We start from the raw sequence: 15,739 nt of genomic DNA on the forward strand, positions 1-15,739 counted from the left end.
CAGCAGCAATTGGCTTCATATTCAATAAAAGAATAATCAAATGAATATTTATGATTATTTGTGCATAAATGAAATCCTGCACTATCGGCGCCTCTGGCCATCAACGGACTCGCCGCCATGTCGCTGCTCACTCATCCCCAGGCTCGGGAACTGACCAAGTCGGTTCGCGCCACCGTGCTGGTGTTCAAGGACCCCCGTTCGCAGGAGTTGCTGAACCGCATCGAGCGCCTGGCACCTAGCGAGGCCAACGCACTTATCATCGGTGAGACCGGTACCGGCAAGGAGCTGGTCGCTCGCCACATTCATCACCTGAGCCGGCGCGGCAAGGCGCCGTTCGTGGCAGTGAACTGCGGAGCCTTCCCGGAAACGCTGGTGGAAAGTGAGCTATTCGGTCATGAGAAGGGCGCGTTCACCGGTGCCGCCACCAGCAAGGCTGGTTGGTTCGAGGCTGCCAACGGCGGCACCTTGTTCCTCGACGAGATCGGCGATCTGCCGTTGAACATGCAGGTCAAACTGCTGCGCGTTCTGCAGGAGCGCGAGGTGGTGCGGCTCGGTTCGCGCACCCCGATTCCGATCAACGTACGGCTGGTCGCGGCGACCAACGTCAATCTGGCGGATGCGGTGGTGGCGGGGCACTTTCGTGAGGATCTGTTCTACCGCCTGCACGTGGCGACCATCCGCCTGCCGCCGCTGCGTGAGCGACCAGGTGACATCCTGCCGCTGGCCGAATTCTTCCTCAACGAACATTGCCAGCGCCTGGGTTATCAGCGGGCCTCGCTGAGTGCTGAGGCCGAGCGCAAGCTGCTGCTGCATAGCTGGCCGGGCAATATTCGCGAGCTGGAGAACGCCATCCACCATGCGCTGTTGGTGTGCCGCAATCAGCAGGTGCAGCCCGGTGATCTGCAGTTGGTAGAGCTACGTCCTGCCATTGAGCGCCAGGAGCTTGCAGCCCCTGCCGTTGCGGCGGAGGCTAGCCTGGACGCTGCGCTGTACAGGCTGTTCGAGAGGAATCTGCCGAATCTCTATGAGCACATCGAGGAAACCGTTTTCCGTAGTGCCTATCACTTCTGCCAGGGCAATCAGCTGCAGACCGGCCGCCTGCTCGGTATCAGCCGCAACATAGTGCGCGCGCGGCTGGAAAAGATTGGCGAGTTGAACGTGCCCAAGCGGGAGCTGGGGTACTGATTCGTTGTTTGCACCCAGGAAGTGTTAAGGGGGCCGGGCCACGAGTGGCCTGTGCGTGCCGCGTGTAAGTTCTGCTCTTCCCGCCATAGCGAAAGCCCCGCGATTCCTCGAATCACGGGGCTTTTTACTGGGCGTGAGGGAACAGAGGGTTCCGCTGCCCCTGTTCCTACCTGCTTCGCCTGTATCTGGGTAATGCTGCTTTGTTTGTTTCGATCTTTTCATGCTATATATGTGCTTAACGAACGCATGGAGTCAGCCATGAGCGCGCTCAGCAAATCCGTTGCACAGGCCGATGCAGTACTGCTCAAGGCCCTGCTCAATACCCGCGAGCAGTTGGGCCTGACCCAGCAGGAGCTGGCGGAGATCGTCGGTGTCAATCGCTCGGCGATCAGCCGCTGGAGCGACAGTGGTGGTCTGCGCCCGCAGAGCAAGACCGGTGAGCTGGCCTTGCTGCTGATCCGGATCTATCGCGCGCTGTTTGCCCTGTTCGGCGGCAATCTCGAGGACATGCGCCACTTCCTGCGCACCGAGAACCGCCATCTGGTCGGTGTGCCGCTGCAGCAGATGGGGCAGGTGCAGGGGCTGGTGCGTGTGGTGGAGTACCTCGACGCGATCCGCGGCAAGGTCTGACTTACTTTCCGATGCCCGCGAGGCTGGGCTAAGCGAGTTCCGATATGGATATCTGGCAGGCCTGCGCCGGTGCGCAGCAGATGTTTCCCCTGCGCGGGCGCCTGGTGCGCCTGGTGGAGAACCAGGAGCAGGTCGCCACCGTGCAACTGGTGGATACCCTGGAGGAACAGGCGCTGCTCGAGCAGTTGCTGGAAAGCAGCAAACCGCCGCTGCCACCCAGCGATGAGCCGCTGCACTATCTGTTGCACACGCCGTTTCGTTATCCACCGCTGCGCTGGGGCTCGCGTTTCGGCCGCCGGCATGAGCCGAGCCTGTTCTACGCCGCCTGCCGGCTGGAGACGGCGATGGCCGAGACCGCTTTCTACCGTTTCGTGCTCTGGCAGGGCATGGTGGTGCCGCCGCCCAGCGCGCGCATCCTTTCTCAGCATTCCTCCTTCGAGGCGCGCTACCAGGTAGAGCGTGGCGTGCGCCTGCAGTTGCCGCCGTTCGACCGCCATCGCGAGGCGCTGACCCACCGCAGCGACTATCGTGCCACCCATGCCTTGGGCAGTGCGATGCGCGAGGCGGGGGTGGAAGCTTTCGAATATCCCTCCGCGCGTTGTCCGCTCGGCGGCACCAATGTGGCGCTCTATGCGCCCGAGGCATTCAGTGAGCGGCGGCCGCGCAATGTGCAGCGCTGGCTATGCGAGACCACTGCCGGCTACGTGGCCTTCAAGAGTGCGCAGATGCCGGACACGCCGCGCCTGTTTGGCGTGGAATTGTTCCTGGTCGAGGGGTATTTGCCGCAGCCGGCCTGAGGCGAGTCCGCGCCTGGCGCCAGGCTTGGGCCAGGCTGCGCGCAAGTGTCGCAGTGCTCCGAAACGGAGCGGAGCGCGTTCCAGAGCGGCGCACTTGTGCACAATCGCGAGGCAGCTTGTCAAGCTTCTGTCACAAAGCGCCGTAACTGCTTGATTCTCTATGGTCAATTTTTAAACTGCTGAAAAATAAGGCTTTTTTCTATTGGTGAAAAAAGCATCAGTTTGAGCCGGAGCCGCGGACAATGGGGGATGAGAAAGGTTTCCACCAAGTTGTCCACCAAGTTATCCACAGCTTCTGTGGATTTCTAGAGTTGTTGTTCTAGAGCGAGAGTCGCGCGGTTTGGCAAGTCTTTACCGGGCGAAAAAAGAGAGTAGAGTTGCGCGCCCCGCAGTCAGCCATTGCTTACATGAATTCTCGCGTTCTGCCGGCCCAGCATCGTTCCGATGCCAGCCAACGGCTCCCGATTCGCCTGGCCTTCTGGCTTCTCGATCGTCCCCGCCTGGGGCATCACTCCAGCATCAAGCACTTCGCCGGACGGCTGCTCAAGCGCCCGGCGCGTCAGGGCGTGGTCGCCGCGCAGAGTCGCCTCGGCCAGTTGCTGTGCCGCGACTGTGGCAATGCCCGTGATCGCCGCATCGGCCTGGAACTGCTGCGTCAGGCCGCGCGTGCCAGCGACGTGCGCGCCCAGCTGGAGCTGGGGCGCTTCTATTGCCAGTCGCGCCAGCGTGACCTGCTGCAGGCTCGCCACTGGCTGGAGCTCGCCGCGGCCCACGGCTCCCACGAAGCGCGCCGACTGCTGCAGCGCCTCACCCCCTGATTGTCGCGGGTATACTGCCGGGCATTCCGAACCCGACAGCGAGCCCGCCCGTGCCTCTTTCCTTCGTCCTCGATCCGACCAACCTGCTGCTGGGCCTGCTGCTCGGCGCGGCGCCCCTGGCCGTGCTGGCCTGGCGCCTGCAACGCGCCCAGGCGGCCCAGGCCGGCGAGCGCCTGCTGCTGGAGGAGCGTCTGGGCCAGGCGCGCCTGGCGCAGGAGGGGCTGAGCGCGCAGATCGATGGCTTGCAGGATGACCAGCGCGCCCTGCAACAGGAAAACAGCGGCCAGCAGGCCGAGCTGGCCGCCCTGCGTCGCGAGAGCGAGTTGCTCGGTCGCGAGCGCGAGGCCGCACAGCAGGCGGCCCAGGAGTGGAGCCGCGAGCGCGAACAGAAGGAAGGTCAGCTGCGCCAGTTGGAGAGCCAGCGCGCCGCACTCGCCGCCGAGCTACGTGAGCAGCAGGAGCACCACCAGCAACGTCTGACCGACCTGCAGGGCGCCCGCGACGAGCTGCGCGCGCAGTTCGCCGAGCTGGCCGGGAAGATCTTCGACGAGCGCGAGCAGCGCTTCGCCGAGACCAGCCAGCAGCGCCTGGGCCAGTTGCTCGACCCGCTCAAGGAGCGCATCCAGGCTTTCGAGAAGCGGGTGGAGGAGAGCTACCAGAACGAGGCGCGCGAGCGTTTCTCCCTGGCCAAGGAACTGGAGCGCCTGCAGTTGCTCAACCAGCGCCTGGGCGACGAGGCGACCAACCTGACCCGCGCCCTCAAGGGCCAGAAGACTCAGGGCAACTGGGGCGAGCTGGTGCTGGAACGGGTGCTGGAGCATGCCGGCCTGGAGAAGGGCCGCGAGTATCACACTCAGGTCAGCCTCAAGGGCGCCGAGGGCGAGCGCTTCCAGCCGGATGTGCTGATCCAGCTGCCCGGCGACAAGCAGGTGATCGTCGATGCCAAGGTCAGCCTCACCGCCTACCAGGCGATGATCGTCGCCGAGGACGAGGCTGCGCGCAGCCATGCCCTGAAGCAGCACGTGCTGAGCCTGCGCGCCCACCTCAAGGGCCTGTCGGTGAAGGATTACCAGCGTCTGGAAGGCCTGCACAGCCTGGACTTCGTCCTGCTCTTCGTGCCCATCGAGGCCGCCTTCGCTGCCGCCCTGCAAGCCGATCCGGGGCTATTCCAGGAGGCCTTCGAGCAGCACATCGTGATCGTCAGCCCGACCACGCTGCTGGCTACCCTGCGGGTGATCGACAGCCTCTGGCGCCAGGAGCGGCAGAGCCAGAACGCCCTGGAGATCGCCGAGCGGGCAGGGCAGCTGTATGACAAGTTCGTCGCCTTCATCCAGGACCTGGACGAGGTCGGCAGCCGCCTCAAGCAGCTGGACAAGGCCTACGACTCCGCGCGCAACAAGCTGTGCGAGGGCCGCGGCAACCTGATCAATCGGGTAGAGAACCTCAAGTTGCTCGGCGCCCGCGCCAGCAAGAGCCTGGCGCCGGAGCTGATCGAGCGAGCTGCCGGCCTGCCCATGCTGGACGAGGCCGGCGAATAGCCTAGCCAGCGTCAGGCGACGTCGACCAGGATCACCTCGCTGTCTTCCAGCGCGGTGATGCGCACCACTTCCTCCTCGGCGACGGCCACGCCGTCGCGCTCGGCGGCCTCCACGCCATTGACCTCGATGCGGCCCTTGGCGGCCACCAGATAGCCCTTGCGCAGGCGGCCCAGCGGGTACTCGGCGCTCTGCCCGGCAGCCAGGGTGGCGGCGGCGAGGCGGGCGTCGGCGCGGATGCGCAGGGCTTCCTCATCGCTGCCGTGGCCGCTGGCCAGGATCACGAACTGACCGGCGCGTTCGCCTTTGGGGAACGGCTTGGCGCCCCAGGACGGCGCTTCGCCCTGCTGGTCCGGGATGATCCAGATCTGGAAGATCTTGGTGGTGACGTCCTCCAGGTTGTACTCGGAGTGAGCGATGCCGGTGCCGGCACTCATTACCTGGACGTCGCCGGCCTCGGTGCGGCCCTGGTTGCCCAGGTTGTCGCGGTGGGTGATGGCGCCTTCGCGGACGTAGGTGATGATCTCCATGTCGTGGTGCGGGTGCGGTGGGAAGCCGCTGCCGGCCGCGATCTCGTCGTCGTTCCACACCCGCAGGCGGCCCCAGTTGGTGCGCTGTGCGTCGTGGTACTCGGCGAAGGAGAAGTGGTGGCGGGCATTCAGCCAGCCGTGGTGGGCATGGCCGAGGGAGGCGAATGGGCGTACTTCGATCATGGTGGTGACTCCGTGGCCGGTGACGCCAGATTGCGTCGCCGGGGATGGAGCGCATGATCTATCGATGGTATCCCGATAAAAAGCGCAAAAAACCGCTACTTCCTATCGATGAAATCAATGGTTCACGCCAGTGGCAGGTGGCGGCTGATCAGCGCACGCAGGGCTGCCGGCTTGACCGGCTTGGCCAGGTAGTCGAGGCCGGCGGCATGCACGGCGGCGATCAGCTCCGGGCGGCCGTCGGCGCTGATCACCACGCCCGGCAAGGGCTGGCCCAGGCGTGTGCGCAGCCAGGCCATCAGCTCGGTGCCGGTGTCGCCTTCGTCCAGGTGGTAGTCGACCAGTGCCAGTTGTGGCTGCACCGCCTCGTCCAGCAGGTGTTCGCATTCCAGGCGGTTGCGTGCCGTCCACACCTGGCAGCCCCAGCGTGACAGCAGGCTGTGCATGCCGGCGAGGATGCTGTCCTCGTTGTCGATGCACAGCACCTGGGCACCGCCCAGGGTGTTGCCATTCAGTTCGCTGACCGGCGCCAGGGCCTGCGGCGCCGGGCTGCGCACCAGCGGCACGCTGACGCTGAACACGCTGCCCTTGTTCGGCCAGGAGCGCACTTCCAGGCGATGGTTGAGCACCCGGCACAGGCCGTCGGCAATCGCCAGGCCCAGGCCCAGGCCCTTCTCGGCGCGGGTCTGGTGGCTGTCGAGGCGTTTGAACTCCTCGAAGATCACCTTGCGCTTGTCCTCGGGTATGCCGGGGCCGCGGTCCCAGACTTCCAGGCGCAGGTGATCGCCCTCGCGGCGCACGCCGAGCAGCACGTGGCCACGGGCATAGCGGAAGGCGTTGGTGAGGAAGTTCTGCAGCACCCGGCGCAGCAGTTTGGGGTCGCTGTCGATGCGCAGGCGGCTGGGCATCAGGCGGAAGTCCACGCCCTGTTCCTGGGCCAGTACCTTGAACTCGGCACCGAGGGTCTCGAACAGCTGCGCCAGGGGGAACTGGCTGCGTTCGGGGGTGATGCGTCCGCTCTCCAGGCGCGAGATATCCAGCAGGTCGGCGATCAGGTCTTCGGCCGAGCGCAGCGAACTGTCCAGGTGGCGCACCAGCTCCTGGGCTTCCTGCGGCAGGGCGTCCTGCTGGTGGGCGAGGGAGGCGGAGAACAGCCGCGCGGCGTTGAGTGGCTGCATCAGGTCGTGGCTGACCGCGGCGAGGAAGCGGGTCTTCGACTGGTTGGCGTTTTCCGCGGTGCCCTTGGCCTCGCCGAGGGCCTGGTTGAGCTGCGACAGCTCGCGGGTACGTTCCTCGACGCGCTGCTCCAGGCCCTCGTTGGCCTCCAGCAGGTCCTTTTCCGCCTGGCGGAAGGCGGTGATGTCGGTGAAGCTCATGACGAAGCCGCCGCCGGGCATGGGGTTGCCGATCAGCTCGATGACCCGGCCGTTGGGGAACAGGCGCTCGGAGGTGTGCGCCTTGCCCTGGCGCATCCAGTACAGGCGCTTGGTCACGTGTTCTTCCACATCGCCCGGGCCGCACAGGCCGCGCTCGGCGTTGTAGCGGATGATGTCGGCAATCGGCCGGCCGACGCCGATCAGCCCCTCGGGGTACTCGAACAGTTCCAGGTAGCGGCGGTTCCAGGCCACCAGGCGCAGGTTCTGGTCGACCACGCTGATGCCCTGGGTGATGTTCTCGATCGCGCCCTGCAGCAGGGCACGGTTGAACTCCAGCACCTCGGAAGCTTCGTCGACGATACGCACCACGTCCTCGACCTGCATGTCGCGGCCTTCGATGGCCGCGCGCACCACGGCGCGGGTCGAGGAGGCGCCGAGCACGCCGGCGAGCAGGCGTTCGGTGTGGGCGATCCAGTCGCTGTCGGCGTTCTGGCTGGGGTTGAAGGGCTTGTCCTGCTGGTAGGAGAAGCGCACGAAGCTCTGCCGCGCACGCTCCTCGCCGACGAAGCGTGCGGCCAGGGCCATCAGGTCGGCTACCTGCACCGCCAGCAGGTTGCGCCCGCTGGACTTGGCGCCGGTGTCCAGGCCGATGAAGCGCCCGGCCTGCCAGTGCTCGGAGACCCGGGTACGCGAGAGCCAGGAGACCAGGCCGAACAGCAGCCAGTTGCCGGTCAGCGACAGCAGCACGCCACGGGTCAGCGGGTCGATCTCGATGCCGACCGGGTAATAGAGCAGCTCCGGCAGCAGCGGGAAGTTGTCCAGCGACCAGCGCAGGCCGCCGGCCACCAGCGGCAGCACCAGGGTGTAGAACCACAGCGCGCAGCCAGCGGCCAGGCCGGCGAACACGCCGCGGCGGTTGGCCTGCTTCCATACCAGAGCGCCGAACATGGCTGGCGCCAGCTGGCCGATGGCGGCGAACGACAGCTGGCCGATGGTGGCCAGGCTGGCGTTGGTGCCGAGCAGGCGGTAGCAGACGTAGGCCAGCAGCAGGATCACCACGATGCTGACGCGCCGCGCGCTGAGCATCCAGTGGCGGAAGGCCTCGAACGGCCGCTCGGCGCTCTGCCGGCGCAGCAGGGCCGGCAGCAGCATGTCGTTGGAGACCATGGTCGACAGCGCCACGGCCTCGACGATCACCATGCCGGTTGCCGCCGAAGCACCGCCGATAAAGGCCAGCAGGGCCAGCGCGGGGTGCGCCTCGGCCAGCGGCAGGTTGATCACGAAGGAGTCCGGCTGCACGCCGGCCGGCAGCAGCAACTGGCCGGCCAGGGCGATGGGCACCACGAACAGCGCGGCCAGCAGCAGGTAGATGGGGAACACCCAGCGCGCTTGGCGCAGGTCCTTGGCCTCGATGTTCTCCACCACGGCGACATGGAACTGGCGCGGCAGGCAGATGATCGCGGTCATCGCCAGGCCGGTCTGTACCAGCATGGCCGGCCAGCTCACGGTCTGCGACCAGAAGTCTTCCAGGGCCGGAGCATGGCTGGCGCGCTGGAACAGGTCGCCGAAGCCATTGAACAGCCCCCAGGTGACGAAGGCGCCGACGGCGAGGAAGGCCAGCAGCTTGACCAGCGATTCGAAGGCGATGGCCAGCACCATGCCGCGGTGGTGCTCGGTGACGTCCAGGCTGCGGGTGCCGAACAGCACGGTGAACAGGGCCAGTACCAGCGACACGATCAGCGCCGTGTCCTGGCCGCGGGTGGGGCTTGGCGTTGTGCCGACCAGCAGGTTGACGCCGAGCACGATGCCCTTGAGCTGCAGGGCGATGTACGGCAGCACGCCGACCAGGCAGATCAGCGCCACCACCACGGCCAGGCTCTGTGATTTGCCGTAGCGCGCGGCGATGAAGTCGGCGATGGAGGTGATGTTCTCCTGCTTGCTGATCGCCACCATCTTCTCGACCACCCAGGGGGCGAACAGCAGGACGATGATCGGCCCCAGGTAGATGGGCAGGAACGACCACAGCTCGCCGGCGGCCTGGCCGACCGCGCCGAAGAAGGTCCAGCTGGTGCAGTACACCGCCAGCGACAGGCTATAGACCCAGGCGCGTGTGCGCGGCCGCAGCGGCGTGCGCCGGCGGTCGCCATAGAAGGCGATGGCGAACAGGATGGTCATGTAGACCAGGGCGACGAAGGCGATCAGTCCGCCGGACAACGACATGCGAGCTCCGCAATCAGGTGCATGGCAAACGGGCCATGGGATTATGCTTCTAGTCTCGCACGCAGAGTGCCACTCGTCAGGCAGACCAAGGTCGCAAGTCGCTTGAGTGGCGTGGGCACCCCTGATAGCGTGGCCGCCCGTTGTCGCTTTACCGGAGTTCGCGTCATGTTCCAGCCTTTGCCCATCACCTTGCAGCGCGGCGCGCTGCGCCTCGAACCGCTGGTCGAGGAGGATATTCCGGGGCTGCTGGAACTGGCCGAGGCCAACCGCGAATCCCAGCAGTACATGAGCGGCACCCAGCGCCCGGACTGGTATCGCGGCGCCCTGGCCGACCACCGCGAGGGCAGGGCGGTGGTGTTCGTCATTCGCCTGGCCGGCCAGCTGGTCGGCACCACCCGTTTCTTCGACTTCATCCCCGGCCTGCCGGCCGCCGAGATCGGCTACACCTGGCTCGACGCCCGCCAGCACGGCACCGGGCTGAACAGCATGATCAAGTACCTGCTGCTGCGTCACTCCTTCGAGGAGTGGCAGCTGGTGCGCGTGCAGCTGAAGACTGCTGCCAGCAACCAGCGCTCGCAGCAGGCCATCGCCAAGCTCGGTGCCCAGCGCGAAGGCGTGCTGCGCAACCACCGGCGACTGGCCGACGGTCGCCTCGATGACACCGTGATGTTCAGCATCACCGACCGCGAGTGGCCGCAGGTGAAGGCTGAGCTGGAGGCGCGCTTCGGCGCGTGACGGCAATGGCCGGCGGCGAGCGGACACGCTTCTGGGAGAGCCCGGCGCTGAGCGGCGTCGAGCTGCTGCACGCGCGCTATATAGAGCAGCGTTTCTCGCCACATGTGCATGAGGGTTTCGTCTTCACTGTGATCGAGGGCGGCGCGCAGCGCTTTCGTCATCGCGGCAGCGACCACCTGGCGCCGCTCGGCAGCATGGTGCTGATCAACCCGGACGAGGTGCATACCGGCTCCAAGGCCCACGATGAGGGCTGGTGGTACCGCGGCTTCTACCCGGCGCCGGCGCAGGTCGACGGCGTGCTCGCCGAGCTGGGCCTGAATGCCGGCGGCATGCCCTCGTTCGGCGTCAGCGTGTTGCAGGACGTGGAGCTACATCGCGCCTTCGGCCAGCTGCACCGCCTGCTCGATAGCGAGGCCAGCGCTTTGCAGCAACAGACTGCCTGGCGCGAGACGCTGTTGATGTTGTTCCAGCGTCACGCCAAGGTGCCGCAGGCGCCAAGTGCCGGGCGCGAGCCGCAGGCCGTGGCCCTGGCCAAGGACCTGCTGGCCTCCAGCCTGGCCGAGCCGCCGTCGCTGGAGGAACTGGCGATGCTGGTCAATCTCTCGCCGTTCCACTTCGCCCGGGTGTTCCGTCGCGCCACCGGCCTGCCGCCGCACGCCTGGCTCAAGCAGCGCCGCCTGGAGCAGGCGCGCGCGCTGCTGCGCGAGGGCTGTGCGCCGCTCAATGTGGCGCTGCAGCTGGGCTTCGCCGACCAGAGCCACCTCGGTCGCCAGTTCAAGCAGGCCTACGGTGTGGCGCCGGGCGAATACCGCAGTGCCTGCGCAAGATCGTTCAAGACCTCCGCGCACTGATCGACTAGCCTCCTGCGCTCTAGGAGGTCCCATGTCCCGTCAACACGAGTTTTTCCAAGGCCTGCGCGACATGCTGCCGATGCTGCTGGGCGCCATGCCGTTCGGCATCATCTATGGCAGCCTGGCCGGCGCCGCCGGCCTCACGCCCTGGCAGACCATCGGCATGTCGGTGCTGGTGTTTGCCGGCTCGGCGCAGTTCATCGCCATCAGCCTGCTCGGCGGCGGCGCGACCCTGGCCGTGGTCTGGCTGACCACTCTGGTGGTCAACCTGCGCCACGCCCTGTACAGCGCCACGCTGCAGCCCTTCGTTCGTCACCTGCCCAAGCGCTGGCGCGTACCGCTGGCGTTCTGGCTGACCGACGAGGCCTTCGCCGTGGTCCAGCACCGCTATGCCGAGACGGACGCCTCGCCGCACAAGCACTGGTATTTCCTCGGCGCCGGCCTGGCCATGTACAGCAACTGGCTGGCCTGCACCCTGATCGGCCTGGTGTTCGGCCAGGCGGTGCCCAACATCGCTGCCTGGGGCCTGGACTTCGCCATGCTCGCCACCTTCATCGGCATCGTCGTGCCCATGCTGCGCAATCGCCCGCAGGTGGCGGCAGCGCTGGTCGCAGCCGGGGTGGCCGTGGCCTGCCATGGGCTGCCCTACAAACTCGGCCTGATGGCCGCGGCCTTCGCCGGCATCGTCGTCGGCGTGGTGCTGGAACGTCGCTACCGCCTGCTGCAGGACGAGGTGTTCTGATGGAAAACTGGATCCTGATTCTCGGCATGCTGGCGATCACCTTCGCCACCCGCTACAGCCTGTTTGCCTTCCCCGATCTGCGTTTCCCGCCGCTGGTGCGCCAGGGCCTGCACTACGTGCCCACCGCGGTGCTCACCGCCATCGTGGTGCCCGGCATGCTGCTGCCGGACGGCAAGACCTGGGCGCTGAGCCTGGACAACGCCTACCTGCTGGCGGGGCTGATCACCATCGTCATTGCCGCAGCAACCCGCCACCTGCTGGCGACCATCGGCGGCGGCCTGTTGGTGTTCTTCCTGCTGCGCTGGTGGCTGGGGCAGCTGCCAATCTAGGGATTTCTTCCGGGCGAGTACGCGAAAGCCACACGCGAGTGTGGCTTTGCCTGGGGCGAATGCTGTCCAATGCAGGACGGCCGTTCGGCCTCAGACAGGTACAAGGACGATGACCCAGAATTCGCAATTCGCCCTGCTCGGCACCCGGCGCTTCCTGCCGTTCTTCATCACTCAGTTGCTCGGCGCGTTCAACGACAACATCTTCAAGCAGTCGCTGATCCTCGCCATCCTCTTCAAGCTCAGCGTCAGCGCCGACCGCGATCTGCTGGTCAACCTCTGCGCGCTGCTGTTCATCCTGCCGTTCTTCCTGTTCTCCGCCCTTGGCGGCCAGTTCGGCGAGAAGTTCGCCAAGGACTCTCTGATCCGCGCGATCAAGCTGGCCGAGGTGGCGATCATGGCGGTCGGCGCCGCCGGCTTCCTGTTCGACAACCTCTACCTGATGCTGGCGGCGCTGTTCGCCATGGGCACCCACTCGGCGCTGTTCGGCCCGGTGAAGTACTCGATCCTGCCGGTGGCCCTGCGCGAGGAGGAACTGGTGGGCGGCAACGCCCTGGTGGAGATGGGTACCTTCCTGGCCATCCTTGCCGGCACCATCGGTGCCGGTCTGCTGATGTCCGGCGAGGGCTACCGCATGCTGGTGGGCATCGCCATCGTCGCCACCGCCGCGCTCGGCTATCTGTCCAGCCGCAGCATTCCGCACTTCGCCGCGGCACTGCCGCAACTGCAGCTGGACTGGAACATCTTCCGCCAGTCCTGGCAGATCATGCGTCTGGGCCTCGGCCAGCGTCCGGCGGTGTCGCGCTCGCTGATCGGCAGCTCCTGGTTCTGGTTCCTCGGCGCGGTGTACCTGACGCAGATCCCGGCCTTCGCCAAGACCCTGCTGCACGGCGATGAGAGCGTGGTGACGCTGATCCTCACCGTGTTCTCGGTGGGTATTGCGCTGGGCTCGATGCTTTGCGAGCGCATGAGCGGGCACAAGGTGGAGATCGGCCTGGTGCCGTTCGGCTCGTTCGGCTTGTCGCTGTTCGGCATCCTGTTGTGGGCTGCCTCCAGCAGCTTCCCGCAGGCGGCTGCGGCGCACGACTGGCTGGGCCTGCTGGCCATGGGCGAGGCCTGGTGGGTGCTACTGTCGATCCTCGGTCTGGGCGTGTTCGGCGGCTTCTACATCGTGCCGCTGTATGCGCTGATCCAGTCGCGTACCGAGGAGCACGAGCGGGCGCGGGTGATCGCCGCCAACAACATCCTCAACGCGCTGTTCATGGTGGCGGCGGCGGTGGTGTCGATCCTCTTCCTCAGCGTGGCCAAGCTGAGCATCCCGCAGCTGTTCCTGGCCATCTCGCTGATGAACATCGCGGTGAACCTGTACATCTTCAAGATCGTCCCCGAGTTCACCATGCGCTTCCTCATCTGGATGCTCAGCCACTCGATGTACCGGGTGCAACATCAGAACCTGCAGGTGATCCCGGAGGAGGGCGCGGCGGTGCTGGTGTGCAACCACGTGTCCTTCGTCGACGCGCTGCTGATCGGCGGCGCTGTACGTCGGCCGGTGCGCTTCGTCATGTACTACAAGATCTACAACCTGCCGGTGCTCAACTTCATCTTCCGCACCGCCGGCACTGTGCCCATCGCCGGGCGCAACGAAGACCCGGAAGTGTTCGAGCGCGCCTTCGCGCGTATCGCCCAGTACCTGGCCGAGGGCGAGGTGGTGTGCATCTTCCCCGAGGGCAAGCTGACCACCAGTGGCGACATCGATGAGTTCAAGGCCGGGGTCGAGCGTATCCTCGCCGCCAACCCGGTGCCGGTGATTCCCATGGCGTTGCAGGGGCTGTGGGGCAGCTTCTTCAGCCGTGCGCCACACAAGGGCCTGTTCAAGCGCTTCTGGTCGAGGGTCAACCTGGTGGCCGGCACCGCGTTGCCGGCAGACACCGGGCGCCTGGTGCTGCAGGAGCAGGTGACGCTGCTGCGTGGCGACCAGCGCTAAGCCGCATAGCAACAAAAAGCCCGCCGATTGGCGGGCTTTTTCATGGCGCACATCCCTGTGCGTCACCCTTCGGGCAGCTTCGCTGTGAAAAACGGCTGTCCTGCCGTTTTTTCATGGGCGCAGGTTCAGTGGCTGAGCTTGAGGCCGACCAGCCCGGCGACGATCAGACCGACACTGAGCAGGCGCACCAGGGCCATGGATTCGCCGAACAGGAAGATCCCGGCGATCACCGTGCCGACCGCGCCGACGCCGGTCCAGATCGCATAGGCGGTGCCCAGCGGCAGCTCCTTCATGGCCAGGCCGAGCAGGCCGATGCTGACGATCATGGCGCCGACAGTGAGCAGGGTGGGGATGGGGCGGGTGAAACCGTCGGTGTACTTGAGGCCGACGGCCCAGCAGACCTCGAACAGGCCGGCGAACAACAGAATGATCCAGGACATGGGATGGCTCCTTACTACTGATGAGCGGGCCGTCCCGGGTGATCACTCGGATGGAGCGGCGAGGTCGTCCTCGCGTTGTGCAGTATTTTGCACAAGGCTCTGCACGGGGCAAGTCCGAGGGGACGAACGAGCCCGGGCAAAGGTTACCAGACTTGTCTTGTTGGTCAGATACCTTCAGGCACTTCTTCGCCGCCGAAGGCCTCGAACAGCGCCGGCAGGAAGTCGCAGAAGGTCAGCATCATCAGGGTGAAGCTGGCGTCCAGCTGGCCGAGAGCCTCATCACCACCGTCCTGGGCGGCCTGGTCCTGCAGCAGGTCTTCGAAGCGCAGGCGCTTGACGGTCATCTTGTCGTCCAGCACGAAGGACAGCTTGTCCTGCCAGGCCAGCGACAGCTGGGTGACCAGCTTGCCGGAAGACAGGTGCAGCTGGATCTCTTCGCTGGTCAGGTCCTGGCGCTTGCAGCGGACCACGCCGCCGTCTTCGCTGGTGTCGCGCAGCTCGCATTCGTCGAGGACGAAGAAGTCCGGCGCGGCGGCCTGGGTCTTGACCCAGTCGGTGAGGGTGGCGGTCGGCGCCATCTTCACGGTCAGCGGGCGTACCGGCAGCGAGCCGATGGCTTCGCGCAGGGTGGAGAGCAGGTCTTCGGCTTTCTTCGCGCTGGCACTGTCGACCAGGATCAGGCCGAGCTTGGGCGCGATGGCGGCGAAGGTGCTGGAGCGGCGGATGAAGGCGCGTGGCAGGAAGCTCATGACGATCTCGTCCTTGAGCTGGTCGCGTTCCTTCTTGTAGACCTTGCGCATCTGCTGCGCCTCGATCTCGTCGACCTTGTCTTTCAGTGCATCGCGCACCACGCTGCCGGGCAGGATGCGTTCTTCTTTACGCGCGGCGATCAGCAGGAAGTCACCGCTGACGTGCACCAGCGGCGCATCGCCACCCTTGCCGAACGGCGCCATGAAACCGTAGGTGGTCAGCTCCTGGCTGGCGCAGGGGCGCGCGGCCTTGGCGGCCAGTGCCGCTTCCAGGGCTTCGGCGTCGAAGGGCACGTCCTGGGTCAGGCGATAAACAAGCAGGTTGCGGAACCACATGGGGGAGACACTCCTTGAACACGAAGCGCGCATTATTCTCTGCCGGCCTCGATTGGCCAACCCGAAGCTAAGCCTTTGGAACTGCTCGAAAATTTTTTTCAAAAAAGGCTTGCCAAGGGAAAAGGTCATCCCTAGAATGCGCACCACTTCGAGAGCGAAGGGTGATTAGCTCAGCCGGGAGAGCATCTGCCTTACAAGCAGAGGGTCGGCGGTTCGATCCCGTCATCACCCACCATCTCGCTCATGAGGTTACGCGCAGCGGTAGTTCAGTCGGTTAGAATACCGGCCTGTCACGCCGGGGGTCG

At 65.8% G+C, this 15,739-nt stretch carries 14 protein-coding genes and 1 tRNA gene; 11 read left to right on the forward strand and 4 right to left on the reverse strand.

Going from position 1 to position 15,739, the window contains the following annotated elements; genetic code table 11:
- The first annotated feature begins 117 nt into the window (after window positions 1–117).
- The 5 genes from IP89_RS12945 to rmuC all read left to right on the forward strand — a co-directional run bounded on the left by IP89_RS12945 (window position 118) and on the right by rmuC (window position 4,968).
- Window positions 118–1,185 carry a sigma-54-dependent Fis family transcriptional regulator gene (locus IP89_RS12945; protein WP_043309953.1) on the forward strand — a complete coding sequence of 356 codons (1,068 nt, stop codon included), beginning with the start codon at window positions 118–120 and terminating at the stop codon, window positions 1,183–1,185.
- Between the two features lie 258 nt (window positions 1,186–1,443).
- Complete coding sequence (locus IP89_RS12950; protein WP_043309954.1) at window positions 1,444–1,815, forward strand: antitoxin Xre/MbcA/ParS toxin-binding domain-containing protein; 372 nt, start codon at window positions 1,444–1,446, stop codon at window positions 1,813–1,815.
- 44 nt (window positions 1,816–1,859) lie between these two features.
- Window positions 1,860–2,612: an RES family NAD+ phosphorylase gene (locus IP89_RS12955; protein ID WP_043309955.1), complete on the forward strand. Its 753-nt coding sequence runs from the start codon at window positions 1,860–1,862 to the stop codon at window positions 2,610–2,612.
- 407 nt (window positions 2,613–3,019) lie between these two features.
- On the forward strand, window positions 3,020–3,430 hold the full coding sequence (locus IP89_RS12960) for a tetratricopeptide repeat protein (RefSeq protein ID WP_052081071.1): 411 nt from the start codon (window positions 3,020–3,022) through the stop codon (window positions 3,428–3,430).
- Between the two features lie 176 nt (window positions 3,431–3,606).
- Window positions 3,607–4,968, forward strand: coding sequence for a DNA recombination protein RmuC (gene rmuC / locus IP89_RS12965; RefSeq protein ID WP_177326874.1), 1,362 nt, complete (start codon window positions 3,607–3,609; stop codon window positions 4,966–4,968).
- An 11-nt stretch (window positions 4,969–4,979) separates the two neighbouring features.
- On the opposite strand, the gene IP89_RS12970 is transcribed toward rmuC, so the two are convergent.
- Window positions 4,980–5,678, reverse strand: a complete 699-nt coding sequence (locus tag IP89_RS12970; RefSeq protein WP_043309957.1) for a pirin-like bicupin family protein — start codon at window positions 5,676–5,678, stop codon at window positions 4,980–4,982.
- 122 nt (window positions 5,679–5,800) lie between these two features.
- A complete protein-coding gene (locus IP89_RS12975; RefSeq protein ID WP_043309958.1) occupies window positions 5,801–9,271 on the reverse strand; it encodes a PAS domain-containing hybrid sensor histidine kinase/response regulator in 3,471 nt (1,156 codons plus the stop codon).
- A gap of 165 nt (window positions 9,272–9,436) precedes the next feature.
- On the opposite strand from IP89_RS12975, the gene IP89_RS12980 reads away from it, so the two are divergent.
- The 5 genes from IP89_RS12980 (at window position 9,437) to IP89_RS13000 (ending at window position 13,909) form a co-directional block, all read left to right on the forward strand.
- Entirely contained in the window at window positions 9,437–10,006 is a 570-nt protein-coding gene (locus IP89_RS12980) for a GNAT family N-acetyltransferase (protein WP_043309959.1), read from the forward strand.
- 5 nt (window positions 10,007–10,011) lie between these two features.
- Window positions 10,012–10,857 carry an AraC family transcriptional regulator gene (locus IP89_RS12985; protein WP_043309960.1) on the forward strand — a complete coding sequence of 282 codons (846 nt, stop codon included), beginning with the start codon at window positions 10,012–10,014 and terminating at the stop codon, window positions 10,855–10,857.
- A 31-nt stretch (window positions 10,858–10,888) separates the two neighbouring features.
- Window positions 10,889–11,599 (forward strand): AzlC family ABC transporter permease, encoded by a 711-nt coding sequence (locus IP89_RS12990; RefSeq protein ID WP_043309961.1) that lies wholly within the window; start codon window positions 10,889–10,891, stop codon window positions 11,597–11,599.
- Window positions 11,599–11,928, forward strand: coding sequence for an AzlD domain-containing protein (locus IP89_RS12995; RefSeq protein WP_043309962.1), 330 nt, complete (start codon window positions 11,599–11,601; stop codon window positions 11,926–11,928). Before IP89_RS12990 ends, IP89_RS12995 begins: the two co-directional genes overlap by 1 nt.
- A gap of 109 nt (window positions 11,929–12,037) precedes the next feature.
- Window positions 12,038–13,909, forward strand: coding sequence for an MFS transporter (locus IP89_RS13000; RefSeq protein WP_043309963.1), 1,872 nt, complete (start codon window positions 12,038–12,040; stop codon window positions 13,907–13,909).
- 125 nt (window positions 13,910–14,034) lie between these two features.
- Here IP89_RS13000 and sugE read toward each other — a convergent pair whose 3' ends face one another.
- Together sugE and rdgC are read right to left on the reverse strand one after the other, a co-directional pair.
- Window positions 14,035–14,349 (reverse strand): quaternary ammonium compound efflux SMR transporter SugE, encoded by a 315-nt coding sequence (sugE, locus tag IP89_RS13005; protein ID WP_043309964.1) that lies wholly within the window; start codon window positions 14,347–14,349, stop codon window positions 14,035–14,037.
- A gap of 164 nt (window positions 14,350–14,513) precedes the next feature.
- Window positions 14,514–15,434 (reverse strand): recombination-associated protein RdgC, encoded by a 921-nt coding sequence (gene rdgC / locus IP89_RS13010; RefSeq protein WP_043309965.1) that lies wholly within the window; start codon window positions 15,432–15,434, stop codon window positions 14,514–14,516.
- A 159-nt stretch (window positions 15,435–15,593) separates the two neighbouring features.
- On the opposite strand from rdgC, the gene IP89_RS13015 reads away from it, so the two are divergent.
- Window positions 15,594–15,669 (forward strand) — tRNA-Val (locus IP89_RS13015).
- Window positions 15,670–15,739: the final 70 nt, after the last annotated feature.

Origin of the sequence: Pseudomonas sp. ML96 (assembly GCF_000761545.1) — a bacterium.
GTDB lineage: Bacteria > Pseudomonadota > Gammaproteobacteria > Pseudomonadales > Pseudomonadaceae > Aquipseudomonas.

Excerpts from the sequence above, each read along its gene's own strand:
- IP89_RS12945 (WP_043309953.1), top strand. The coding sequence starts at position 118 with ATGTCGCTGCTCACTCATCCCCAGGCTCGGGAACTGACCAAGTCGGTT.
- IP89_RS12950 (WP_043309954.1), top strand. The coding sequence starts at position 1,444 with ATGAGCGCGCTCAGCAAATCCGTTGCACAGGCCGATGCAGTACTGCTC.
- IP89_RS12955 (WP_043309955.1), top strand. The coding sequence starts at position 1,860 with ATGGATATCTGGCAGGCCTGCGCCGGTGCGCAGCAGATGTTTCCCCTG.
- IP89_RS12960 (WP_052081071.1), top strand. The coding sequence starts at position 3,020 with ATGAATTCTCGCGTTCTGCCGGCCCAGCATCGTTCCGATGCCAGCCAA.
- IP89_RS12970 (WP_043309957.1), bottom strand. The coding sequence starts at position 5,678 with ATGATCGAAGTACGCCCATTCGCCTCCCTCGGCCATGCCCACCACGGC.
- IP89_RS12975 (WP_043309958.1), bottom strand. The coding sequence starts at position 9,271 with ATGTCGTTGTCCGGCGGACTGATCGCCTTCGTCGCCCTGGTCTACATG.
- IP89_RS12980 (WP_043309959.1), top strand. The coding sequence starts at position 9,437 with ATGTTCCAGCCTTTGCCCATCACCTTGCAGCGCGGCGCGCTGCGCCTC.
- IP89_RS12985 (WP_043309960.1), top strand. The coding sequence starts at position 10,012 with ATGGCCGGCGGCGAGCGGACACGCTTCTGGGAGAGCCCGGCGCTGAGC.
- IP89_RS12990 (WP_043309961.1), top strand. The coding sequence starts at position 10,889 with ATGTCCCGTCAACACGAGTTTTTCCAAGGCCTGCGCGACATGCTGCCG.
- IP89_RS12995 (WP_043309962.1), top strand. The coding sequence starts at position 11,599 with ATGGAAAACTGGATCCTGATTCTCGGCATGCTGGCGATCACCTTCGCC.
- IP89_RS13000 (WP_043309963.1), top strand. The coding sequence starts at position 12,038 with ATGACCCAGAATTCGCAATTCGCCCTGCTCGGCACCCGGCGCTTCCTG.
- sugE (WP_043309964.1), bottom strand. The coding sequence starts at position 14,349 with ATGTCCTGGATCATTCTGTTGTTCGCCGGCCTGTTCGAGGTCTGCTGG.
- rdgC (WP_043309965.1), bottom strand. The coding sequence starts at position 15,434 with ATGTGGTTCCGCAACCTGCTTGTTTATCGCCTGACCCAGGACGTGCCC.